Source organism: Bacillus cereus group sp. RP29, from assembly GCF_040459765.1.
Classification (GTDB): Bacteria; Bacillota; Bacilli; order Bacillales; family Bacillaceae_G; genus Bacillus_A; species Bacillus_A paranthracis.
Map to the genome: position 1 here is coordinate 1,459,836 of NZ_JARVHN010000001.1, position 23,227 is coordinate 1,483,062.

The following is a 23,227-nucleotide window of genomic DNA, read 5'->3' on the forward strand; positions in this document are numbered from 1 at the left end:
AAAGGGCCAAAAGGGTGAAAGAAAAGCCTATCAACTGATAGGCTTGTACTCTTTAATCACGCGTAATGTTTGTAATGTCATATCTTCAGGACCTTGTACAGGTAAACCTGCTTCTAAGTTTTTACGAATATAATCTAAGTTATCTTGTGTAATAATTTCCCCCGGAGTAAAGATTGGAATCCCTGGCGGATAAACCATAACGAAATCAGCTATAATACGACCTGCTGCATTTTCAAATGGGATGACTTCTGTTTCCGAATAAAAAGCATCTCGAGGAGAAAGTGCTAACACAGGTATTTCTGGAATTTCTACTTGCACTTGAACACCTTTATCAGCTTTATTTTTAAATGTTGCTGATAAATCTTGTAATGCCGCAATAAGTGTATTCGTTTCACTTTCTGTATCCCCAAAAGTGACAAGACATAGTATGTTGTATAAATCTGAGAGTTCTACTTCAATGTTATATTGCTCTCTAAGCCATACTTCAGCCTGATGGCCTGTAATACCTAAATCTTTTACAGATACAATTATCTTTGTAGGATCATAGTTAAAAGTAGCATCCGTACCTAGCATTTCTTTCCCTGGACAGTAAAGATGTTCAATATCATTTATAGCATTACGAACTTGTTCCGCTAATTGTATTGTTTGTTCTATGAGCGCCTTTCCTTCTGTAGCAAGACGTTTTCTAGCAACATCTAGGGAGGCTAACAAGATGTAAGACGTTGATGTAGTCGTAAGCATGCTAATAATAGATTGAACATGTTTTACGTTCACAAGGCCTTCTTTTACATTAAGAATAGAACTTTGCGTTAAAGATCCACCTAATTTGTGAACACTCGTTGCTGCCATATCTGCACCGGCTTGCATCGCTGACATCGGCAGTTCATCGTGAAAATGAATATGAACACCATGAGCCTCATCAACGAGTACAGGGATATCGTAAGAATGTGCTAATTGTACAATCTGTTCTAAGTCCGCAGCAAAGCCAAAGTATGTTGGATTAATAACAAGTAAGCCTTTCGCATCTGAGTGCTCTTCAAGTGCTTTTTTGACAGATTGGATTGTGATTCCATGTGAAATACCAAGTTTTGGATCGATTTCAGGATGCATGAAAATAGGTTTTGCACCTGAGAAAATAATAGCTGACATTACTGATTTATGCACGTTTCGTGGCACTAGTATTTTGTCACCAGGACCGCAAACGCTCATCACCATTGTCATTATTGCGCCACTTGTACCTTGAATAGAAAAGAAAGTATGATCCGCACCAAATGCAGCGGCTGCTAAATCTTGTGCTTCTTTAATCATACCTTTTGGATGATGTAAATCATCGAGCGGCGCAATGTTAATTAAATCAATTGCTAATGCATTATGCCCAATAAATTCGCGAAATTCAGGATCCATGCCTTGCCCTTTTTTATGACCTGGAATATGGAATTGAATTGGATTTCGCTTACTGTGCTCAACTAAAGCGGTAAACAATGGTGTTTCGTATTGGGACAATCTATACACCCCTTCTTTTTTTATATTTATTAGAGTTTGTTTTATATAATCTTGTTCTAAAAAAGTTAAGTTCTTTTTTAGAATGAGACTTGTTTTTCTGCCATTCACAAAAGCTTTTTTGAGATGGGAGCTTCACTTTATTTCCTATAAAACAAAAGCATTATATCACCAATAATTATAGATGTATAGCAAAAAATATTTTTACGGTGAGTATGTTAAATAGTAGCTGCCTACTAACTTCTAGTGGAAGGCAATTCCATTAAAATGAATAAATAGTGTATAATGCAAAGTGACTATAGTGAAGTAGAAAAAATCACTTTAAGATAGCGTATTGAAATAAGAAGAAATGATAAATGAGGTGCGAAATGGAATATCAATATCCGTTAGATTATGATTGGTCAAATGAGGAAATGGTTACAATTGTGAAGTTTTATGAAGCGATTGAGAAAGCATATGAAAAAGGAATTGTAAGAGAAGAATTAATGGGTTTATATCGTCGTTTTAAAGAGATTGTTCCATCGAAAGCAGAAGAAAAGAAAATTGATAAAGAGTTTCAAGAAGTAAGTGGATATTCTATATACCGTGCGATTCAGAAGGCTAAAGAAATTGAAGAAGAAAAGCTTGTGAAAATGTAAAAAATATTTTGAAAAATAAAAACTGAAGTGATATAATGTGATAACAACTAAAAACGGACAATATAAATTGTCCGTTTTCTACTATCGATTACAAAGTGCATATAAAGGAAGGAGTGATTGCATCGTAGATTCAATCTTAGCAAGGAATTGTTCGTTGGTCATTGCTGAAAACTCCTCTGGTGATATATGAATACCAACTAATAATTCTGCTTTTTTTACAGTAGCTAGACGTTCAATCATCTTTTGTAAATCATTTGTTTCAAGTGTTTTATGTAATTTTACACTTGGTTTAGTATGGTCAATGGACCAAACGAAGTCATTTGGAATATTTGTTTTTAAATCATTTATATGTTCTAAGAAGGCGTGAGCCGTCTCCACTTTTTGTGGACACTCATAGATTAAACCAAAGTATATGAAGGCATGAGTACCCCATAATCCAATTTGGAAATGTGGTAGCATTTTATATCCGCGTTTATTTGTTGAAAAAGCAACCCAAGTATCGTTTGGTGGATTGACTTTGCGACGTGCGTGTTTTGCTACATGATAAAAAAAGTTCTCATCAGTTTGTTTGGATAAATACGCTGCAAACTGTTCCCCTAAAGCTTCTAGCTTAGGATGAATGTTCGTTTTAATTGCACTCATTCGTTCTTCGAGACCATCAACTGTAAAGACCTCAAAATCAGTTGATTTGAATGTTTGTAGTGTCATGATTGTTCCTCCAACTCCTATTTTGCTTTTATTTTAGCATAGCTTGTACTATTCATAAAAAAAACAGCACAAAAAAATTTAAATAAAAAAATATAATTTTGTTGCATAGATGATTTATCCAACATAGTATAGTATAAAACAAAAAATCAGAAAATTGAATTAATTCTAGTCCGAGGGCAGACGAATATTGGGAGGAGGCAAATAATATGAGACAGGTGATTAATGCGTTAAAGAGAACAGATGCTGAAAAGAGAATACCGGTGCTACGTTTGGAGCTAGATTATGAATTAGCAACTTTATATGATGCGATGATGGAAGATGATAAACAGAAAAAAGAAGAGTGTGTACAAAAGTTAGAAGTGTTAAGACTTGAAATGATTCGTTTAGAAGCGTAATAATAGTATATGTATAAAAAATTAGTTGGTGCGAACCTTATAAAGGGTTCGTTTTTTCTGTGAACAGTATAGATCGGAGTGTTTAAACATGCAAGAAGTATGGAAAGACATCGATGCACACGCCAAACAGTGGATTCGGGATGCGGGAGAGCATTTAATGGCATCAATGAAAAAAGCACTTATTATAGAAACAAAATCAAATGCAGCTGATTTAGTAACAAATATGGACCGAGAAATAGAACAGTTTTTAATTGGGAAAATTAAAGAAACATTCCCACATCATCATATTTTAGGTGAAGAGGGCTATGGAGACGAGGTAACTTCTTCTGACGGGGTTGTTTGGTTAATTGATCCAATTGACGGCACGATGAACTTTGTTCACCAAAAAAGAAATTTTGCAATTTCAATTGGAATTTATGAGAACGGTATCGGAAAGATTGGACTTATTTATGATCCAGTTCATGATGAATTATATCATGCGTTAAAAGGGGCTGGAGCATTTTGTAATGAAGTACCGATACCTTTATTAGAAAAAGGTACTGTAGAGCAAGGTATTGTAGCTTTAAATGCGATATGGCTTACCGACAATCCATTGCTTAATATGGAAAGTATGATGGCACTTGTTAAGAAAGCAAGAGGCACGAGATCATATGGCTGTGCAGCATTAGAGATGGTATACGTTGCAACTGGAAGAATCGATGCATATGTAACACCTAGGTTATCGCCATGGGACTTTGGCGGGGGACAGATAATTGTAGAGGAAGTTGGAGGCAAGGTAACAACATTCTCCGGAGCGCCACTTTCTATCGTAGAGAAGAGTAGTGTATTAGTTGCGAAGCCAGGGGTGTATGAAGAAGTGTTATCGTTTATCCCGATTGGTGAGGGCTGATAATCAGTGGGGGATGAAGAAAAAAACCACTGATTAAAGTTTCACTTTATATCCAAGTAACAAAAAAAGTAAGAGGCTGTATACAGGCTTCTTACTTTTTGACGTTATTGCGATTTACGCATTTTTCTTTTTGTTACAAAACCGTATCCAACTGTAACAAATGTGCCGATAATGCAAATAATAATACCGATTGGACTATTTTCAGCAATCATAATGCCGATACCAATTAAGAAAATAACACCGATAATTGCAGTTAATAAAAAGCGATATTGAATGTGTTCCATTTCTTCACCCTCCAATCTCATTTTACTTTCACAAAAGTAAGAATACAACTATATTTTCATTCTTGATTTTATTTTAATTGCTATTGTATCCCCTTCGCTCTTATAATAGAGAAGGATTAAAAAGACATTAGGAGTTGGACATGTTGAAAAAACGACAAGATTTACGTAATATAGCAATTATTGCCCACGTTGACCATGGTAAAACAACACTTGTTGACCAGTTATTACGTCAAGCGGGGACTTTCCGTGCGAACGAACACGTTGAAGAGCGCGCAATGGATTCAAATGATCTAGAAAGAGAGCGCGGTATTACAATTTTAGCGAAAAATACTGCGATTCACTATGAAGATAAAAGAATTAACATTTTAGATACACCAGGTCACGCTGACTTCGGTGGAGAAGTAGAACGTATTATGAAAATGGTTGATGGTGTTTTACTTGTTGTTGATGCATATGAAGGTTGTATGCCACAAACACGATTTGTTTTAAAGAAAGCTCTTGAGCAAAACTTAACTCCAATCGTAGTAGTAAATAAAATTGACCGTGACTTCGCTCGCCCTGATGAAGTAGTTGATGAAGTAATCGACTTATTCATCGAACTTGGTGCAAACGAAGATCAATTAGAGTTCCCAGTTGTATTTGCATCAGCAATGAACGGAACAGCAAGCTTAGATTCAAACCCAGCAAATCAAGAAGAGAATATGAAATCATTATTTGATACAATTATTGAACATATTCCTGCACCAATTGATAACAGCGAAGAGCCACTTCAATTCCAAGTAGCACTTCTTGATTACAACGACTATGTTGGACGTATTGGAGTTGGACGCGTATTCCGCGGTACAATGAAGGTTGGACAACAAGTTGCTTTAATGAAAGTAGACGGAAGCGTAAAACAATTCCGCGTAACAAAATTATTTGGTTACATGGGATTAAAACGTCAAGAAATTGAAGAAGCAAAAGCTGGAGACTTAGTAGCTGTTTCTGGTATGGAAGACATTAACGTTGGTGAAACAGTATGTCCAGTTGAACATCAAGATGCGTTACCATTATTACGTATTGATGAGCCAACACTACAAATGACGTTCCTTGTAAATAACAGTCCATTTGCAGGTCGTGAAGGTAAATACATTACATCTCGTAAAATTGAAGAGCGTCTTCGTTCACAATTAGAAACAGATGTAAGTTTACGTGTAGATAATACAGAGTCTCCTGATGCATGGATCGTATCTGGACGTGGGGAACTACATTTATCTATCTTAATTGAAAACATGCGTCGTGAAGGTTATGAACTACAAGTATCTAAGCCAGAAGTAATTATTAAAGAAGTTGATGGCGTAAGATGTGAGCCTGTAGAGCGTGTACAAATCGATGTACCTGAAGAATACACTGGTTCTATTATGGAATCTATGGGTGCTCGTAAAGGTGAAATGTTAGATATGGTGAATAACGGAAACGGTCAAGTTCGCCTTACTTTCATGGTTCCAGCACGTGGTTTAATTGGTTACACAACAGAATTCTTAACATTAACTCGTGGTTACGGTATTTTAAACCATACATTCGATTGCTACCAACCAGTACACGCTGGACAAGTTGGTGGACGTCGTCAAGGTGTTCTAGTTTCACTTGAAACAGGAAAAGCATCACAATACGGTATTATGCAAGTTGAAGATCGTGGTGTAATCTTCGTTGAACCAGGTACAGAAGTATATGCTGGTATGATTGTCGGAGAACACACTCGTGAGAATGACTTAACAGTTAACGTTGTGAAAATGAAACAACAAACTAACATTCGTTCTGCGACGAAAGATCAAACTTCAACAATGAAAAAACCACGCTTAATGACTTTAGAAGAATCATTAGAGTACTTAAACGATGACGAGTTCTGTGAAGTAACTCCAGAATCAATTCGTTTACGTAAAAAGATTCTTGATAAGAGCGAACGTGAAAGAGCTGCTAAGAAAAAGAAATCTGTAGAAGCGTAAAATAGTAAAACAGCTACCTTTAATTAAGGTAGCTGTTTTTTTATGTTTATTTTTTAGAATATTTACTCTTTTTGTGGACAGTATTTTTTTCACAGGTTACTCTTGTATTAAGTACATAAAGAAAAATGGTTTGATTTATGAGGAAGGGGGATAAATGGTGTTAGAAAGAATGTCGTTTTTTGCGAAGTTATGTAAAGTCGATGGAAATCCAGAGCTAGGGATGTGGTTACTGTATGGCGTCATTATTATATTAAGTGCACTTGTGTATAATTTAGGTTTTGCAAGAAAACTATCTATAATAAAAAATATAGTGATATATATATCGTTAGCGATTGGGTGTACAGTATTAACTTTCTTTGCAGTTTTTTTACCTGTTGGAGAGGGGCTTGTTGTAGCAGCAATTGTACTTGGGATTTATAGGTTGCGATTACGTCAAGCAAGACAACAAAAAGCAGGATGAGGGGGAGTTTTATGCGTTCCGTACAAGATGCGTTATATAATTGGTTAACAATTAAAACAGTTGCCGAAGCACGTCCGGATGATAGTGCTGCAAAAGAAACGTATTTGTTATTTCAAAATATGATATATGAAGAACATAAATTGAGAAATGTGGAAGTTAAGAAGAACGAGGAAATGTATTTAGTTACATATGAAATAAATGGAGAAAGAAAATCTGCAAGGTTTCCATTAGAAGCTATTGATTGTTTTTTGGATCAAATGAATCGTGAACCTGAAAAATATAAATAAGTCCTTTATCATATTGATAAAGGACTTATTTATATTTTACCAATCGTCTTCGACTTTTTTATCACGATATAATCGGAAATTACCACTTGCATGACGTTCCATCGTACGTTCAGCAATTCGTTCCGAACATTCCATGCACATATATGTATGAATAGGGCGATTACGCAGCTTTTTTGCCATAGGATTTTCATCATCTAACATATCTTTTTTATCACAAATCATACATTTGACTCTCATTTCGTCACCTCAATACGAATTCTATCAGTATAAGTATATCATGGAAGTGTAATGTTTTTGAATAATAGTGGGAAAAAATAATATTTTCGCAATTCAAAAAATAGGTTATGATAAGGATATATGAAGTATATTTGGAGGTGGAAATATGGCGAATGTAGTAGAGCCCACATTAACAGATGATTTAGTACAAACGTTACGTAAAGAGTGTATTGTTATGGTAGCAACAACAGATTTTGAAAAACAAGTTCCTAACGTAAGTGCTATTTCTTGGGTGTATGCAGTGAGTAAAACTAGTATTCGATTTGCAGTAGATCAACGTTCACGTATTGTGGAAAATATAAGACATAGTACTGGAGTGGTATTGACTATAATGGCGAATGAGTCCGTATTTTCCATAAGTGGTGCAGGTGAAATTTTGACTGATAGAATGGAAGGCATTCCTCTAAAATTAACTGTAATAGAAGTAAATGTACAAGAAGTACGTGATGTTATGTTTTATGGTGCAAAACTTGCAATTGAGCCAACATATGAAAAAACGTATGATCTTCGTGCAGCTAAAAAGCTCGATAACCAAGTGTTAGCAGGAATGAAAGAATTATAAATGTGATAAATAAGAAAGTCAGTTATTAACTTTTGTAATCGCTTATTGTGATTTTATGTTAATAATTATAATTAAAAGTAATATATTGAATAGAAATGAATAAAAAATAAATAAAAGGTTTAATGGCTATAAATTTCGATTCTACCTCGTTTATACGGTACATATAATTATAACAATGGTTCGTCCATATTTTATGGATGAAACCCTTGTTCTACAAATTTAAAAGTGGAGTCAGGGGGTAACAGGTTGGATAAAATTTATGTGTTAGATACGAATGTACTTTTGCAGGATCCTTTATCTATTTTTTCATTTGAAACCAATGAAGTAGTGATTCCAGCAGTTGTATTAGAAGAGGTTGATTCGAAAAAACGTTATATGGATGAAGTAGGACGAAACGCTCGTTATGTATCTAAGTTAATAGACAAATTTCGTGAAATAGGAAAACTGCATGAAAGTATTCCGCTAGAAAACGGCGGTACATTTCGTATTGAATTAAATCATCGTTCGTTTGTCCAACTACAAGATATTTTTGTAGAAAAAACAAATGATAATCGAATTTTAGCTGTAGCAAAAAATCTATCTTTAGAAGAACAAGAAAAAGAGGACGGGAAGTCTGTTATTTTAGTAAGTAAAGACGTGCTCGTAAGGGTAAAAGCAGATGCAATAGGTTTAAAGGCGGAAGATTATTTAAGTGATCGGGTTATTGAAGTGGAAAATATATATTCAGGATTTTTAGAAGGATATATATCAAAAGAACAATTGGATTATTTTTATGAAAAAGGCGAATTGCCTTTATCCGAAATTGCAAATCATCCTTTTTATCCAAATCAGTTTGTAGTAATGAAAGATGCGTTAGGTGGATCTAGTTCAGCACTAGGCATTGTGGATCATTTAGGTAAGAAGGTAAAGAAACTTATTTTTCCAAATGAACAAGTATGGGGAATACGACCACGAAATGTGCAGCAAATTATGGGATTAGAATTGTTGCTTCGTGAAGATATTCCACTAGTTACGCTAACAGGGAAAGCTGGTACAGGAAAGACATTACTAGCTTTAGCTTCGGGGCTCATGCAAACGGAAGATTTAGGGTTATATAAAAAACTACTCGTTGCACGGCCAATTGTTCCAGTTGGGAAAGATATCGGTTATTTACCGGGAGAAAAAGAAGAAAAGTTAAGACCGTGGATGCAACCGATTTTTGATAATCTAGAGTATTTATTTAATACGAAAAAACCAGGAGAGTTAGATGCTATTTTAGCTGGAATGGGTTCGATAGAAGTAGAAGCTCTTACGTATATACGCGGGAGAAGTATTCCAGATCAATTCATTATAATTGACGAAGCACAAAATTTAACGAAGCATGAAGTGAAAACGATACTAACGAGGGTAGGAGAAAAAAGTAAAATCGTATTAATGGGAGATCCTCAGCAAATTGATCATCCGTATTTGGATGAATATAATAACGGTTTAACATACGTTGTAGAGAAGTTTAAAGAGCAACGTATTAGTGGTCATGTAAAGTTTGTTAAAGGGGAGCGATCTAATTTAGCTCAACTAGCCGCAGATTTACTATAAAAAGGAGTGAGCAAAAGCTCACTCCTTTTCTTTAAATAATTGTAAATTTGCGGATGTTACGGATTGGATTTTGTCTATTAGATCCATCATTGTAATATAAATGAACAGGTCCATCTTCTTTTAATGGTTTTCCTTCTTTTGAAAAACCAAGAATAGCATGTTTGACAGTTTCTAATGGAAGCGTTATTGTATCATCTACTGTTTCGATCTCGACTTGCGTAGCGTCATCTGAAATTTCGGCATTAGCAAGAAAAGGTTGAAATGGTATACCGAACGTTCCAGTAATTAGCTGTTCTTTTTTAAATTTCTTTACACTTTGTTGTATCGGCGGGAAAGCAGCACCATCACGGATTTCGCGATCCCAATGTTCCGAAGTGTTTTTTAAATAAGCTTCTAGTTCTGAAGTGTTTTCTCTCGTTTCATCAAAGTAAGTTGTCAAATCTACTTTTCGATCATCAAAGATCCAAACGGTTGGATCGATAGTGATTGGAAAACGAACTTTTCCATTAATAAATAAAATTTCGCTCATTGTTGTTCCCCCATTTGTGTTATACTCCCACTTTTCAGTATAATAGTATTAGACACTATTGTCACAAAAAATGTTTCTATTGCAATTTATTAAAACTATCGCTAATATTAATAGATAGGAGAGAGTAGGACGGAAACGGAGGGAATCAATTTGGCGTCTGAGACAGTATCAAATCATCAGGAAAAGGCACTAGCCCTTCTACAAGCGGATGCGGAGAAGATTTTAAGACTTATTAAGGTGCAAATGGACCATCTTACAATGCCGCAATGTCCATTATATGAAGAAGTGTTAGACACACAAATGTTTGGACTATCCCGCGAAGTCGATTTTGCAGTTCGCCTTGGTCTTATTGCAGAAGAACAAGGGAAAGCAATGTTAGGAGAGCTTGAACGTGAGTTATCTGCACTTCATGAAGCATTTACAAACAAACAACAATAACGGGTTCAAATAAGGGGGCTCAAACTGAAAAAGTTTGAGCTTTTTATTTGTATAATAAAGCAGGAAGAATCAATGTACATATGGAATACAACAATAATTAAATTGAAACAGAGAGAGGAAATGAAATGAAAAGAGTATGGAAATCAATGGATTATTCATTATTACTTCCTCTTGTTATCTTATGTGTGCTGGGAGTTATAATGGTATATAGTTCTAGTTCCATTGTTGCGATTTCGAGGTTTGATAAACCAGCAAATTTCTTTTTTAAAAGACAATTAATTACTTTAGCTGCTGGGACAATAGTATTAATAATTCTTGTTATTATCCCATATAAAGTGTGGAGAAAACGAATCTTTTTATTGGGGAGTTATGGAATTAGTGTAGCATTATTAGCAGCAGCTGCCTTCTTTGCTAAAGCGGTAAATGGTGCAAATGGATGGATATTTGGAATACAGCCTGCGGAATTTGTTAAGATAACAGTTATTCTCGTATTGGCCCATTTCTTTGCGAAAAGGCAAGAAACGAATACGTCTGTTTTTAAAGGATCAGGACCAGTACTTTTAGGTGTTGGTTTAATCATGTTTTTAATTTTAAAGCAAAATGACTTAGGTACCGATATGTTAATTGCGGGAACAGTAGGAATTATGTTTCTTTGTTCAGGAGTTAATGTAAATTTATGGATAAAGAGATTCTTGTTAACATCTATAGTATGGGCTCCGGCGTTGTATTTTCTTGGGAGTTATAAATTAAGTCAGTACCAAAAAGCACGGTTTTCTGTTTTTCTTGATCCATTTAGCGATCCGCAAAAGGATGGATTTCAATTAATAAATTCGTTTATTGGAATTGCTTCGGGAGGGCTAAATGGTAGAGGATTAGGAAATAGTGTACAAAAGTATGGTTACTTACCAGAACCACAAACGGATTTTATAATGGCAATTATATCTGAAGAACTTGGTTTTATAGGTGTGGCTATTATTTTAATCTGTTTATTACTTATAATTATTCGGGCCTTTAGAGTTGCACAAAAGTGTAAAGATCCATTTGGAAGTTTAATAGCTATCGGAATTGCAAGTTTGTTTGGAGTCCAAACATTTGTTAATGTTGGTGGTATGTCTGGATTAATACCACTTACAGGAGTTCCTTTACCGTTTGTTAGTTATGGCGGGAGTTCCTTATTAGCTAATCTACTCGCGATGGGGATATTACTCAATATTGCTAGTCATGTAAAACGACAAGAGAAGCAACAGAACGAGACAGTTAAAGAAAGAGAACAAGGTGGACCACATCTTGTAGTTGTAAAATAAAACACATTGTGCTTTAGAGCATGATGTGTTTTTTATTTTTAAGTAGTTTTAAATATGATGTATTAATTTATCTTTCAGGTGAATTGTATATCACATTAATGAAAAAGTGATATACAATTAAGTTGTTAGAAAAGGAAGAGGTATGCTATACTATTTTTGTGAGACAAATTGCTCAGAAAACTTATCATTTGTTAAAAAATAAGGTATGATGGATAAAAATAAAGTGAAGCTTTCTAAGTATAATATAATGTGGAAAGTGAAGAACTTCACGCTCTTTATGGTGTGTATATATTTTATCTCTAGAGTGGTAGGAAAGTAGAGGGGGAAAATCATGACAAAGCTGCAACGTATTCAAAAAGTATTGGTAGCTAACCGTGGAGAGATTGCAATTCGTGTGTTTCGAGCTTGTTCGGAACTGGGATTAAAAACAGTTGCAATCTATTCTAAAGAGGATAGTGGTTCTTATCATCGTTATAAAGCCGATGAATCCTATTTAGTTGGGGAAGGAAAAAAGCCAATTGATGCTTATCTAGATATTGAGGGCATTATTGAGATTGCGAAAAGTAATCATGTAGATGCAATTCACCCTGGATATGGTTTCTTGTCAGAAAATATTCAATTCGCAAAACGTTGTGAAGAAGAAGGGATTATCTTTATCGGTCCAAAAAGTAAGCATTTAGATATGTTTGGAGATAAAGTAAAAGCAAGAACACAAGCGCAGCTAGCACAAATTCCAGTTATTCCTGGTAGTGATGGGCCAGTAGATTCATTAGAAGAAGTCGAAAAATTTGCTGAAAAGTATGATTACCCGATTATTATTAAAGCTTCCCTTGGCGGGGGCGGTCGTGGTATGCGTATTGTACGTACTAGTGAAGAATTAAGAGAATCGTATAATCGAGCAAAGTCAGAAGCAAAAGCAGCCTTTGGTAATGATGAAGTATACGTAGAAAAATTCGTTGAAAAACCTAAACATATAGAAGTTCAAATTTTAGCAGATGAAGAGGGCAATGTTGTTCATTTATACGAGCGAGACTGTTCTGTACAACGTCGTCATCAAAAAGTAGTAGAAATTGCACCTAGTGTGTCGCTTTCAGATGATTTGCGTCAGCGTATTTGTGATGCTGCTGTAAAGTTAACGAAAAATGTAAATTATTTAAACGCAGGAACAGTTGAATTTCTTGTAAAAGATGATAATTTCTATTTCATTGAAGTGAATCCGCGTGTTCAAGTAGAACATACAATTACAGAAATGATTACAGGAGTCGATATCGTTCAATCACAAATTTTAATAGCTGATGGACATGCATTACATAGTAAAATGGTAGGTGTTCCAAAGCAAGAGGAAGTTGTTGTACATGGATTTGCAATACAATCTCGTGTAACGACCGAGGATCCACTAAATAATTTCATGCCGGATACAGGAAAAATTATGGCATATCGATCAGGTGGTGGATTTGGGGTTCGTCTTGATACAGGTAATAGTTTCCAAGGTGCTGTTATTACACCGTACTATGATTCTTTACTCGTAAAAGTTACAACATGGGCGCTTACTTTTGAACAAGCTGCTGCAAAAATGGAACGTAACTTAAAAGAATTCCGTATCCGTGGTATTAAAACGAATATTCCATTCCTAGAGAATGTAGTAAAACATAAAAACTTCTTATCAGGGGAATATGACACTTCATTTATTGATGCGTCACCTGAACTATTCTTGTTCCCGAAACGTAAAGACCGCGGAACGAAAATGTTAAATTACATCGGGACAGTAACAGTAAATGGCTTCCCGGGGGTAGGGAAAAAAGAGAAACCAATTTTCCCAGATGCTCGTATACCGAATGTATTACACTCAGAGCCAATCCAAAATGGAACGAAACAAATTTTGGATGAGCGTGGGGCAGACGGATTAGTAAAATGGGTACAAGATCAAAAACGTGTACTTTTAACGGATACAACGTTCCGTGATGCGCATCAGTCATTACTTGCAACGCGTATTCGCACAAAAGATTTACACCAAATTGCAGAGCCGACAGCGAGAATGTTACCGAACTTATTCTCAGCAGAAATGTGGGGCGGTGCAACGTTTGATGTTGCATATCGTTTCTTAAAAGAAGATCCGTGGGAACGATTACTAGATCTTCGTGAAAAAATGCCAAATGTTTTATTCCAAATGTTACTTCGTTCTTCAAACGCGGTTGGTTACAAAAACTATCCGGATAATTTAATTCAAAAGTTTGTGGAGTGTTCTGCCCAAGCTGGAATTGATGTGTTCCGTATTTTTGATAGCTTAAACTGGGTAGAAGGTATGAGAGTTGCGATTGATGCTGTACGAGATACTGGTAAAATTGCAGAAGCAACGATGTGTTACACAGGGGATATTCATGATCCACTGCGTAGTAAATATGATTTAAATTACTATAAAAATTTAGCAAAAGAATTAGAAGCATCAGGAGCTCACATTTTAGGTATTAAAGATATGGCGGGCTTACTAAAACCAAATGCAGCATATGATTTAGTTTCAGCATTAAAAGAGACGGTATCGATTCCGATTCACCTGCATACACACGATACGAGTGGAAATGGTATATTAACGTATACGAAGGCAATTGAAGCAGGTGTTGACATTGTCGATGTAGCAGTAAGTTCTATGGCTGGTCAAACGTCACAACCAAGTGCGAACACGCTATACTATGCGTTAGGTGGAAACGAAAGACAGCCAGATGTTAATATAGATTCATTAGAAAAATTATCTCATTACTGGGAAGATGTACGTAAATACTACGCACCGTTTGAAAGTGGTATGAATGCTCCTCATACAGAGGTATATATGCACGAAATGCCAGGCGGACAGTATAGTAATTTACAACAACAAGCGAAAGCGGTTGGCTTAGGCGATCGTTTCGATGAAGTGAAAGTAATGTACCGCCGTGTGAATGACATGTTTGGTGATATTGTTAAAGTAACACCATCATCTAAAGTTGTTGGTGATATGGCATTATTCATGGTTCAAAATCACTTAACAGAACAAGATGTTTTAGAGCGTGGACATTCTATGGACTTCCCAGGATCTGTTGTTGAAATGTTCTCTGGAGATTTAGGACAACCATATGGTGGTTTCCCGAAAAAGTTACAAGAAATTATTTTAAAAGGGAAAGAGCCATTAACAGTAAGACCAGGTGAATTATTAGAACCAGTAGATTTCGACGCGTTAAAAGAAGAGCTATTCCATAAACTTGGACGCGAAGTGACGATGTTTGATGTAGTTGCATATGCATTATATCCAAAAGTATTTATGGATTACGAAAAAGTTGCTGAGATTTATGGAAATGTATCTGTGCTCGATACACCGACATTCTTCTATGGTATGAGACTTGGTGAAGAAATCGATGTGGAAATTGAACAAGGTAAAACATTGATGGTTAAACTAGTATCAATTGGAGAGCCTCAGCCGGATGGAAATCGTGTGCTTTACTTGGAGTTTAACGGTCAACCACGTGAGATTGTTGTGAAAGACGAAAGTGTGAAAGCGACAGTTGCACAACGTGTGAAAGGAAACCGTGAAAATCCAAACCACATTAGCGCAACAATGCCAGGAACGGTTATTAAAGTAGTTGTAAAAGAAGGCGATGAAGTGAAAAAAGGCGATTCTATGGCAATTACAGAAGCGATGAAAATGGAAACGACAGTTCAAGCGCCGTTTAATGGTAAAGTGAAAAAAGTATATGTTAACGATGGAGATGCAATTCAAACGGGTGACTTACTCATTGAATTAGATCACTAAAATAAAAAAGAGTTGTGGAAACACAACTCTTTTTTATTACGAAAAAAATACCTTGCCAATTCGGGCAAGGTATTTTCATTTATTTTGTTTGTTTAGAAATTGATGCAGCTTCTTTTGCATTCACTTTACTTCTTGTACCTAACATAACTAAATAGCATAGTACAGCAAACAAGCAAGAAATGAATAGGGAATGTAATAATGCCATTGATAAACTAGCATTTGTAAATACGACTAAAATTCCTACGATAGCTTGAAGTGTAACAAGGATAAATGAGATGATCCATCCCCAGTATACGACAGGCTGCTGTTTGTAATGGCGGATAGCGAGAATCATCGCGTATAGTATCCAAGCGAAAATTAACATCGCTGCAACTCTATGTCCCATTTGAACCCATTCATGTAATTGAGTTGGCATAGGTCTATTTTTGCTGCATAAAGGAAAGTCTGGACAGGCTAAGCTAGCTCGTTCGTGACGTACTAAAGCCCCTGTGTAGACGACAATATAACTGTAAATTGTTACACCATAAATATGAAATTTCATTTTTTTGTCCATAATAAGTGAACGTGCATCGAATTTTTGGTCAATTTCAAAGATAAGACACGTTAATAAAATGACAGAAGCAAATGAAATTAAGGAAATACCGAAATGGATAGCAAGTACAGCTGGCATTTGCCCCCAAACAACCGCTGCGGCTCCCATTAATGCTTGTGCAACTAAAAATACGAAGGATAAAATTGCTAACGTTTTTGTTTCGCGCACATGTTTATAATATTTCCAGGACAAAATACAAAGGAGAGTGACAAGAATTCCTGCTGATCCTGATGTAAGGCGATGACTTAGTTCAATAATAGTTTCCATTGATAAATTAGATGGAACAAATTCACCGTTACAAAGTGGCCATGATTTACCGCATCCTTGGCCAGAGCCTGTTTTTGTAACTAAGGCGCCTCCTAATAAAACTATTAATAAATCAAGACTCGTAATGACTGCTAACCATTTAATAAAGCGTTGCAATCTCTTTCACCATCTTTCTGCTATGAAGTTATTGCGAAATATTTTCATTCCATTATGTATAGAATAAAACGCGCTAGTTCCTATGATATATAAAAAATAATAAAATAGCAAAGAAATGGAGGGGGAAGACAGGGAAGAGAAAACGGGTGTGGAAATAAGGTTTATAAGGAAATTTTTAGGTGAAAAATAGGCTATTTTGAAAAGAAATGGGAAGAATACGTGTTAAATATGACAAAAAAGTTTATTATAGAAGGTAACATCATGTTATGATATGGATAAGTAACAATTAAGTTTTTTATGTTCGACACAAAAAGTTCATGTTTTCTTCACAAAATGTTCGGGAAATATGATTTAATATATTGGAGTATGGGCGTAGATTAGTAGTAGAATGGGTTAACAATGTTTCTACTGTAATAATATTGCTATATAGAAGCGAAATATTTCAATTTGAAATAGGCGCAAAAAGAAAGACGAAAGTTTTAAGAGGGGGTTAAAGTGATGAACCATGCAACAAGTGAGCTGCATGATGAGTCTGCTGTTACAAGCGTACCGGAAACAACTCGGTTACAAGATTTAAAAGCGCTCGTTAAAATGGGGATTGTAAACTCAAATACACTTACTGTATTTACAGGATTTTGGTTGGCATTACACTTTAATGGATTAAGTGTAATGGACAATCTGGATAAGTTATTCTTTACAATCGTTGGTTCTGGATTAGTTATGGCAGGGGTATGTTGTTTAAACAACTACATTGATCGAGACATCGATCCATTAATGGAAAGAACAAAGACCCGTCCAACGGTTACTGGAAAGTATAAACCAGGATTTGCACTTACATTTGGACTAGTTATATTACTTCTTGGTTTTGTATTTTTATTATTAACAACACCAATGGCAGTCTTAATGGGATTTATTGGTGCTTTCACATATGTTGTTCTATATAGTTTATGGACAAAGAGAAAGTATACACTAAATACTGTTGTAGGTAGTATATCTGGTGCAGTTCCACCTTTAATTGGATGGGCAGCAATCGATCCATCTTTAGGCCATCCAATTGCTTGGATGTTATTTTTAATTATGTTTATTTGGCAAATCCCACATTTCCTTGCATTAGCAATGAAACGTGTTGATGAATATCGAAACGCAGGAATTCCAATGCTTCCTGTAGTTCATGGATTTGAAATTACGAAACGCCAAATTATGATTTGGACAGTATGTTTATTACCACTACCATTTTATATGAGTGGACTAGGGATAACATTTATGGTAATTGCAACACTGCTTAACATCGGATGGATCGTTTTAGGTTTTTATGGCTTCCGTAAGAAAGATGACATCAAATGGTCTGTGCAAATGTTTGTTTATTCCCTAAATTATTTAACAATCTTATTTGTATCAATGATTGTAGTTACATTCTTCTAAGACAACGACATAATTGGATTTCTTTACGTTGAGATTTACTTTACTTAACTATAAAGTACAATCTAATTCACAAGGAAAGTGGGGGTTGTTTGTATGAAGAAACAGTGGCGACTGCTTTCGTTCGTTTCACTGCTGGCTTTACTGTTAGGGGGATGCGGTAAAGCCTTTCAATCTACTTTAATTCCGCAAGGAGAAGTAGCAAAAATGCAATATGATCTGCTCTTACTAGCAAGTGCGATCATGGTAGGAGTAGTACTAGTAGTTACTATTATTTTCTTATATGTAATTGTGCGTTTCCGACAAAAGAAAGGTCAGGAAGATTATATTCCGGAGCAAGTTGAAGGGAATCACAAACTAGAAATTATATGGACAGTTATTCCGATTATTCTTTTGCTAATCTTAGCTGTTCCGACGGTTACATATACATTCAAACTTGCTGATGTAAGTGCGATGGAGAAAAAGAATATTGATAAAGATACTATCGTTGTTGATGTAACAGCGAATCTTTATTGGTGGGAATTTTCTTATAAATCAGAAAAGATAGTAACTTCTCAAGATTTAGTCATCCCCACAGGTAAGAAAGTGTATTTGAATTTGAAGGGTGCCGATATTAAACATTCGTTTTGGGTTCCATCTTTAGCTGGGAAAATGGATACAAATACAGATAATGTGAACAAAATGTGGTTAAAGGCAGATAAATCGGGCACTTATAATGGTTTTTGTACAGAATTTTGCGGCCCATCACATTCTTTAATGCAATTCAAAGTGAAAGCTTTAGATGAAAGCGAGTACAAAAAGTGGCTTGCTGATATGAAGAAAATTGATGGGAAGAAAGAAGTAGCTTCAACAAAGGCGCAAGAAGGCCAAGAAATATTTAATAAAAGCTGTATTGGTTGTCACGCAGTTGGATCTAATGATAGTAGACCACCTTCCGCTCGTATCGCACCAAACTTAGCAAACTTTGCGGATCGCGATACAGTTGCCGGCATTGCTGAAAACAATGAAGAAAACTTAAAAAAATGGCTGAAAGATCCTGAAAATATGAAACCAGGAAATAAAATGACTGGTAAATATGGCAACTTAACAGACGATCAAATTGATGCATTAAATGCATACTTACAAACGTTAAAAGTTGAAAAGTAAAGAGGGATTATTCGCGAAGGGGAGGTTGAAAACGTGAGTTCTGTAGCAAAAAAACAGGGGATGGGTGCTGTCATATGGGATTATTTAACGACAGTAGACCATAAAAAGATTGCCATTCTCTATTTAATTGCAGGTGGATTGTTTTTTATAATAGGCGGAATAGAAGCTCTATTTATTCGCCTTCAATTAGCGATTCCTAACAACGCTTTTCTTGTTGGGGATGCTTATAATCAAGTATTAACTATGCACGGTACAACAATGATTTTCCTCGCAGCTATGCCACTCGTGTTTGCATTTATGAACGCCGCTGTACCACTTCAAATTGGTGCACGTGATGTAGCGTTCCCGTTTTTGAATTCACTCGGATTTTGGTTATTTTTCTTTGGTGGAGTATTTTTAAATTTAAGTTGGTTTTTAGGTGGAGCGCCTGATGCAGGATGGACATCTTATGCATCTTTAGCTTTAGCCTCTAAAGGCCATGGTGTTGATTTTTATGTGCTTGGCTTGCAAATCTCCGGTATAGGTACATTAATTGGAGGTATTAATTTCCTTGTAACCATTATTAATATGCGTGCGCCAGGGATGACGTATATGCGTATGCCGATGTTTACGTGGACGACATTTGTAACATCTTCATTAATATTATTTGCTTTTCCGCCGTTAACTGTAGGATTAGGACTTTTAATGTTAGACCGCTTATTTGGAACAAGTTTCTTTAATCCAGCACTGGGCGGGAATACAATTATATGGGAGCATTTATTCTGGATTTTCGGTCATCCAGAAGTATACATTCTTATACTCCCAGCTTTCGGAATATTCTCAGAAATCTTCGCGACGTTTTCGAAAAAACGATTATTTGGTTATTCGTCGATGGTGTTTGCGACAGTATTAATTGGATTTTTAGGGTTTATGGTATGGGCGCATCATATGTTTACTGTTGGGCTTGGTCCAGTTGCAAATGCTATTTTCTCAGTTGCAACAATGGCGATTGCCGTTCCGACCGGTATTAAAATATTCAACTGGCTCTTTACAATGTGGGGCGGAAGTATTCGTTTTACGACACCGATGATGTGGGCAGTAGCCTTCATTCCATCATTCGTAATGGGAGGAGTTACAGGTGTTATGCTAGCATCTGCACCAGCTGATTATCAATTTCATGATAACTATTTCGTAGTAGCTCACTTTCATTATGTAATTGTCGGTGGTGTTGTATTTGGTTTACTTGCAGGAGCCCATTATTATTGGCCGCTGATGTTTAATAAAGTATTGAATGAAACGTTAGGAAAGATAACATTTTGGTTATTCTTTATCGGTTTCCATTTAACGTTCTTCATTCAGCATTTCCTTGGCTTAATTGGTATGCCACGTCGTTACTACACATATCTTGAAGGGCAAGGGTTGGAAATGGGCAATATGATTAGTTCTATTGGAGCGGTATTTATGGCTCTTGGAACGATTGTTCTTCTATTCAATGTAATTAAAACAACAGTATCAAAAGAAAAGGCTGGTCGTGATCCGTGGGATGGACGTACATTAGAATGGACAATGCCAGCACCTACACCAGAATATAACTTTAAACAATTACCATTTGTTCGCGGGTTAGATCCGTTTTGGATTGAAAAACGTGAAGGGAATAAAGAGATGACAGCGGCGGAACCAGTGGGTGATATTCATATGCCAAATCCATCATTTTCACCATTTATCATTTCTTTAGGATTGTTTATAGCGGCATTCGGTGCAATGTATATGCAGGGTGGAAAAGATAAGTTTTGGTTATTAGTAGCAATTATCGGTTTAATTATTACGTTTGGTACAATGTTCCTACGTTCAGTAATTGATGATCATGGATATCATATTCATAAAGAAGATTTAGAAGATAAGGGGGGCAAGGCGTAATGCATGTAGATGAAAAATTAACGAATGAAACATTTCCAGCAGAGCCTGAAAAAGCAACCCTTGAGGGGAAAAATAAGTTTGTCGGTTTTTGGTTATTTCTTGGAGGCGAAACAGTATTGTTCGCTTCCTTATTTGGCACATATTTAGCATTAAAGAATTCTACAAATGGCGGACCAACATCTCAAGAGATGTTCCAAATGCCACTCGTTTTCATTATGACGATGCTTTTATTAACGAGTAGCTTAACGAGCGTATATGCGATGTATCATATGAAAAACTTTAATTTTAAGAAAATGCAACTTTGGCTACTAGTAACAGTGCTGCTAGGTTTAGGGTTTTTAGGATTTGAGATATATGAGTTTTATCATTATACGCATGAATTTAAGCATACTATGAGAAGTAGCGCATTTGGTTCCGCGTTTTATGCTCTTGTTGGTACACATGGACTCCACGTATTGTTTGGATTGTGTTGGATTTTAACATTAATCTTTAGGAATGCGAAGAGAGGTCTAAATTTATACAATGCACCGAAGTTTTATGTTGCATCGATTTATTGGCACTTTATTGACGTAGTTTGGGTGTTTATTTTCACTGTAGTATATTTAATGGGAATGGTGGGATAAACAATGGCGATAAAGCAAACGAATAATCCTAAAGTTGATCTTGTTTATCGGAAAAGAAAAAGTGCGGAGGAAATGAAGCATCAAGTTATTACATTTGCATTAATGATTTTTTTAACATTAGTTGCATTTGCAGCGGTAGCATATCCGAAAACTTTTAGTCCGACTTTTTCAGTACCATTTATTTTACTATTAGCGGTGGTACAAGTAATTTTTCAATTGTATTATTTTATGCATATGAGTCATAAAGGACATGAAGCGGCAAGTTTCTTTCTTTATTCTGGTCTGTTGATCGGATTAATTACAATTTTAGCTTTTATGACAATTGTGTGGATTTGAAAAGTGAAGAATAAGGGAGCTTGTGTTGACACAGCTCCCTCTTCATATTATGTGAACGGATAACCTTAAGAAGGTAGGTGTGAAAATGAGTAACTTGTGGATATTTGGTTTTCAAGCGCTATGGAGTCCAATCTTTTTATTATTTATGCTTTCGATCCTCATTGGATATTTTTTAATTATTGGGCCGTATAGAATGCGATTTGAACATGCGACAAAGGTAAGTAAGAAGCAAGTTTTTTATTTTACGACTGGAATTGTTCTTTTGTATTTTGTAAAGGGAGGGCCTATTGATTTAATTGGTCATATTATATTTAGTGCACATATGTTTGAAATGGCAGTTATGTATATTGCCGTTCCGCCTTTGTTGTTGCTTGGTATACCAGTTTGGTTATATCGTTATATTACTTCTTTTAAGTTCGTTCAAATTATATTAAAGATATTTGCTAAGCCACTTATTGCATTGTTTGTATTTAATGGCCTGTTTTCTTTTTATCATTTACCAGTTGTTTTTGATGCAGTAAAACAAAGTCAAATTGCTCATCCTATCTGTCTCGCTATATTGTTCTTTACGGCAATCATGATGTGGTGGCCGATGCTAAATCCATTACCAGAATATCAAACGTTAAGTGATATAAAGAAACTTGGTTATATGTTTGCTAACGGTATATTATTAACGCCAGCTTGTGCGTTAATTATTTTTGCAACGGCGCCGTTGTTTGCAACGTATACGGATCCGGCTGCTTGGATGAAGGCGATGGAACTATGTGTACCGGCGGGAACTTTATCTGATTTAAATATAACTGGACCAGAATTTTTACACTGGATGCCGATCGTACAAGACCAACAAACAGGCGGCATCATTATGAAAATTGTCCAGGAAATAGTGTACGGTACAATTATTGGTTATGTGTTCTTTCGATGGGCGCGTCGAGAGCGTGAAAAGGATAAAGAGCAGTTACAACAATTGCCGCCGTATTTACAAACGAAGTAAAAAAGTGTATGGGTTTCCATACACTTTTTTAGTTTTACTAAACTTTAATAGATTGAATTTTCTAATTATTTATGTTAAGTTAGTGTAGGCATGTACTAAAAGTGGATATAAGATTTACTACTAGCTTTAATGCATAATAATTCCATGTGTAGTACAAGTTTTTTAGAGAGTTACAAATTTATATTGTTATCTT

The 23,227-nt window shown here is 35.6% G+C and carries 23 protein-coding genes; 17 read left to right on the forward strand and 6 right to left on the reverse strand.

All coding sequences use genetic code 11. From position 1 onward, the window contains the following. Positions 1–30: 30 nt before the first annotated feature. Positions 31–1,503: an arginine decarboxylase gene (speA, locus tag QCI47_RS07765; RefSeq protein ID WP_000084881.1), complete on the reverse strand. Its 1,473-nt coding sequence runs from the start codon at positions 1,501–1,503 to the stop codon at positions 31–33. Between the two features lie 365 nt (positions 1,504–1,868). Here speA and QCI47_RS07770 point away from each other — a divergent pair, with 365 nt between their 5' ends. Then, complete coding sequence (locus QCI47_RS07770; RefSeq protein ID WP_000456556.1) at positions 1,869–2,138, forward strand: UPF0223 family protein; 270 nt, start codon at positions 1,869–1,871, stop codon at positions 2,136–2,138. Positions 2,139–2,219: 81 nt separating this feature from the next. Here the strand turns inward: QCI47_RS07770 and QCI47_RS07775 are convergent, their stop codons facing one another. Further along, the gene (locus QCI47_RS07775) at positions 2,220–2,846 is read right to left on the reverse strand and encodes a YktB family protein (protein WP_000175082.1); all 627 of its coding nucleotides are present in this window, start codon (positions 2,844–2,846) and stop codon (positions 2,220–2,222) included. Positions 2,847–3,052: 206 nt separating this feature from the next. Here QCI47_RS07775 and QCI47_RS07780 point away from each other — a divergent pair, with 206 nt between their 5' ends. Further along, positions 3,053–3,241, forward strand: a complete 189-nt coding sequence (locus tag QCI47_RS07780) for a hypothetical protein (RefSeq protein WP_001250164.1) — start codon at positions 3,053–3,055, stop codon at positions 3,239–3,241. Between the two features lie 88 nt (positions 3,242–3,329). After that, positions 3,330–4,130, forward strand: coding sequence for an inositol monophosphatase family protein (locus QCI47_RS07785; RefSeq protein ID WP_001158692.1), 801 nt, complete (start codon positions 3,330–3,332; stop codon positions 4,128–4,130). A gap of 104 nt (positions 4,131–4,234) precedes the next feature. Here the strand turns inward: QCI47_RS07785 and QCI47_RS07790 are convergent, their stop codons facing one another. Further along, positions 4,235–4,414, reverse strand: a complete 180-nt coding sequence (locus QCI47_RS07790) for a DUF5325 family protein (protein ID WP_000400127.1) — start codon at positions 4,412–4,414, stop codon at positions 4,235–4,237. A gap of 140 nt (positions 4,415–4,554) precedes the next feature. On the opposite strand from QCI47_RS07790, the gene typA reads away from it, so the two are divergent. The 3 genes from typA (at position 4,555) to QCI47_RS07805 (ending at position 7,146) form a co-directional block, all read left to right on the forward strand. Beyond that, positions 4,555–6,399 carry a translational GTPase TypA gene (gene typA / locus QCI47_RS07795; protein WP_000914763.1) on the forward strand — a complete coding sequence of 615 codons (1,845 nt, stop codon included), beginning with the start codon at positions 4,555–4,557 and terminating at the stop codon, positions 6,397–6,399. 157 nt (positions 6,400–6,556) lie between these two features. Continuing rightward, positions 6,557–6,859, forward strand: coding sequence for a YlaH-like family protein (locus QCI47_RS07800; protein ID WP_353811737.1), 303 nt, complete (start codon positions 6,557–6,559; stop codon positions 6,857–6,859). Between the two features lie 11 nt (positions 6,860–6,870). Next, positions 6,871–7,146 (forward strand): hypothetical protein, encoded by a 276-nt coding sequence (locus QCI47_RS07805; RefSeq protein ID WP_001258148.1) that lies wholly within the window; start codon positions 6,871–6,873, stop codon positions 7,144–7,146. Between the two features lie 36 nt (positions 7,147–7,182). Here the strand turns inward: QCI47_RS07805 and QCI47_RS07810 are convergent, their stop codons facing one another. Continuing rightward, a complete protein-coding gene (locus QCI47_RS07810; RefSeq protein WP_001995040.1) occupies positions 7,183–7,383 on the reverse strand; it encodes a YlaI family protein in 201 nt (66 codons plus the stop codon). Positions 7,384–7,528: 145 nt separating this feature from the next. On the opposite strand from QCI47_RS07810, the gene QCI47_RS07815 reads away from it, so the two are divergent. Beyond that, the gene (locus QCI47_RS07815) at positions 7,529–7,984 is read left to right on the forward strand and encodes a pyridoxamine 5'-phosphate oxidase family protein (protein WP_000024588.1); all 456 of its coding nucleotides are present in this window, start codon (positions 7,529–7,531) and stop codon (positions 7,982–7,984) included. Positions 7,985–8,230: 246 nt separating this feature from the next. Further along, positions 8,231–9,559 (forward strand): PhoH family protein, encoded by a 1,329-nt coding sequence (locus tag QCI47_RS07820; RefSeq protein ID WP_000358084.1) that lies wholly within the window; start codon positions 8,231–8,233, stop codon positions 9,557–9,559. 31 nt (positions 9,560–9,590) lie between these two features. On the opposite strand, the gene QCI47_RS07825 is transcribed toward QCI47_RS07820, so the two are convergent. Beyond that, positions 9,591–10,088 (reverse strand): molybdopterin-binding protein, encoded by a 498-nt coding sequence (locus tag QCI47_RS07825; RefSeq protein WP_001289788.1) that lies wholly within the window; start codon positions 10,086–10,088, stop codon positions 9,591–9,593. 150 nt (positions 10,089–10,238) lie between these two features. Here QCI47_RS07825 and QCI47_RS07830 point away from each other — a divergent pair, with 150 nt between their 5' ends. The 3 genes from QCI47_RS07830 (at position 10,239) to pyc (ending at position 15,608) form a co-directional block, all read left to right on the forward strand. Next, positions 10,239–10,526, forward strand: coding sequence for an Fpa/YlaN family protein (locus QCI47_RS07830; RefSeq protein ID WP_000135695.1), 288 nt, complete (start codon positions 10,239–10,241; stop codon positions 10,524–10,526). 125 nt (positions 10,527–10,651) lie between these two features. Further along, positions 10,652–11,830, forward strand: coding sequence for an FtsW/RodA/SpoVE family cell cycle protein (locus QCI47_RS07835; RefSeq protein WP_000832767.1), 1,179 nt, complete (start codon positions 10,652–10,654; stop codon positions 11,828–11,830). Between the two features lie 331 nt (positions 11,831–12,161). Next, on the forward strand, positions 12,162–15,608 hold the full coding sequence (pyc, locus tag QCI47_RS07840) for a pyruvate carboxylase (RefSeq protein ID WP_000164061.1): 3,447 nt from the start codon (positions 12,162–12,164) through the stop codon (positions 15,606–15,608). 79 nt (positions 15,609–15,687) lie between these two features. Here pyc and ctaA read toward each other — a convergent pair whose 3' ends face one another. Beyond that, positions 15,688–16,623, reverse strand: a complete 936-nt coding sequence (ctaA, locus tag QCI47_RS07845; protein ID WP_001188736.1) for a heme A synthase — start codon at positions 16,621–16,623, stop codon at positions 15,688–15,690. Between the two features lie 498 nt (positions 16,624–17,121). Here ctaA and ctaB point away from each other — a divergent pair, with 498 nt between their 5' ends. The 6 genes from ctaB (at position 17,122) to ctaG (ending at position 23,034) form a co-directional block, all read left to right on the forward strand. Beyond that, entirely contained in the window at positions 17,122–18,045 is a 924-nt protein-coding gene (gene ctaB, locus QCI47_RS07850) for a protoheme IX farnesyltransferase (protein WP_001015058.1), read from the forward strand. A 93-nt stretch (positions 18,046–18,138) separates the two neighbouring features. Continuing rightward, on the forward strand, positions 18,139–19,188 hold the full coding sequence (gene coxB, locus QCI47_RS07855) for a cytochrome c oxidase subunit II (RefSeq protein WP_000745271.1): 1,050 nt from the start codon (positions 18,139–18,141) through the stop codon (positions 19,186–19,188). Between the two features lie 60 nt (positions 19,189–19,248). Next, positions 19,249–21,084 (forward strand): cytochrome c oxidase subunit I, encoded by a 1,836-nt coding sequence (gene ctaD, locus QCI47_RS07860; protein ID WP_011040617.1) that lies wholly within the window; start codon positions 19,249–19,251, stop codon positions 21,082–21,084. Beyond that, positions 21,084–21,707, forward strand: a complete 624-nt coding sequence (gene ctaE / locus QCI47_RS07865; protein ID WP_000557861.1) for a cytochrome c oxidase subunit III — start codon at positions 21,084–21,086, stop codon at positions 21,705–21,707. Before ctaD ends, ctaE begins: the two co-directional genes overlap by 1 nt. 3 nt (positions 21,708–21,710) lie before the next feature. Next, positions 21,711–22,043, forward strand: coding sequence for a cytochrome c oxidase subunit IVB (gene ctaF / locus QCI47_RS07870; protein WP_000985699.1), 333 nt, complete (start codon positions 21,711–21,713; stop codon positions 22,041–22,043). 85 nt (positions 22,044–22,128) lie between these two features. Then, a complete protein-coding gene (gene ctaG, locus QCI47_RS07875) occupies positions 22,129–23,034 on the forward strand; it encodes a cytochrome c oxidase assembly factor CtaG (RefSeq protein WP_000069012.1) in 906 nt (301 codons plus the stop codon). Positions 23,035–23,227 lie beyond the last annotated feature (193 nt).

What these genes read in the sequence shown, in the direction of transcription:
- coxB (WP_000745271.1), top strand. Translation starts at nt 18,139, where the DNA reads ATGAAGAAACAGTGGCGACTGCTTTCGTTCGTTTCACTGCTGGCTTTA.
- ctaB (WP_001015058.1), top strand. Translation starts at nt 17,122, where the DNA reads ATGAACCATGCAACAAGTGAGCTGCATGATGAGTCTGCTGTTACAAGC.
- typA (WP_000914763.1), top strand. Translation starts at nt 4,555, where the DNA reads ATGTTGAAAAAACGACAAGATTTACGTAATATAGCAATTATTGCCCAC.
- ctaD (WP_011040617.1), top strand. Translation starts at nt 19,249, where the DNA reads ATGGGTGCTGTCATATGGGATTATTTAACGACAGTAGACCATAAAAAG.
- QCI47_RS07775 (WP_000175082.1), bottom strand. Translation starts at nt 2,846, where the DNA reads ATGACACTACAAACATTCAAATCAACTGATTTTGAGGTCTTTACAGTT.
- QCI47_RS07790 (WP_000400127.1), bottom strand. Translation starts at nt 4,414, where the DNA reads ATGGAACACATTCAATATCGCTTTTTATTAACTGCAATTATCGGTGTT.
- QCI47_RS07810 (WP_001995040.1), bottom strand. Translation starts at nt 7,383, where the DNA reads ATGAGAGTCAAATGTATGATTTGTGATAAAAAAGATATGTTAGATGAT.
- ctaF (WP_000985699.1), top strand. Translation starts at nt 21,711, where the DNA reads ATGGCGATAAAGCAAACGAATAATCCTAAAGTTGATCTTGTTTATCGG.
- QCI47_RS07825 (WP_001289788.1), bottom strand. Translation starts at nt 10,088, where the DNA reads ATGAGCGAAATTTTATTTATTAATGGAAAAGTTCGTTTTCCAATCACT.
- QCI47_RS07805 (WP_001258148.1), top strand. Translation starts at nt 6,871, where the DNA reads ATGCGTTCCGTACAAGATGCGTTATATAATTGGTTAACAATTAAAACA.
- ctaE (WP_000557861.1), top strand. Translation starts at nt 21,084, where the DNA reads ATGCATGTAGATGAAAAATTAACGAATGAAACATTTCCAGCAGAGCCT.
- QCI47_RS07780 (WP_001250164.1), top strand. Translation starts at nt 3,053, where the DNA reads ATGAGACAGGTGATTAATGCGTTAAAGAGAACAGATGCTGAAAAGAGA.
- QCI47_RS07770 (WP_000456556.1), top strand. Translation starts at nt 1,869, where the DNA reads ATGGAATATCAATATCCGTTAGATTATGATTGGTCAAATGAGGAAATG.
- QCI47_RS07815 (WP_000024588.1), top strand. Translation starts at nt 7,529, where the DNA reads ATGGCGAATGTAGTAGAGCCCACATTAACAGATGATTTAGTACAAACG.
- ctaG (WP_000069012.1), top strand. Translation starts at nt 22,129, where the DNA reads ATGAGTAACTTGTGGATATTTGGTTTTCAAGCGCTATGGAGTCCAATC.
- QCI47_RS07835 (WP_000832767.1), top strand. Translation starts at nt 10,652, where the DNA reads ATGAAAAGAGTATGGAAATCAATGGATTATTCATTATTACTTCCTCTT.
- pyc (WP_000164061.1), top strand. Translation starts at nt 12,162, where the DNA reads ATGACAAAGCTGCAACGTATTCAAAAAGTATTGGTAGCTAACCGTGGA.
- QCI47_RS07785 (WP_001158692.1), top strand. Translation starts at nt 3,330, where the DNA reads ATGCAAGAAGTATGGAAAGACATCGATGCACACGCCAAACAGTGGATT.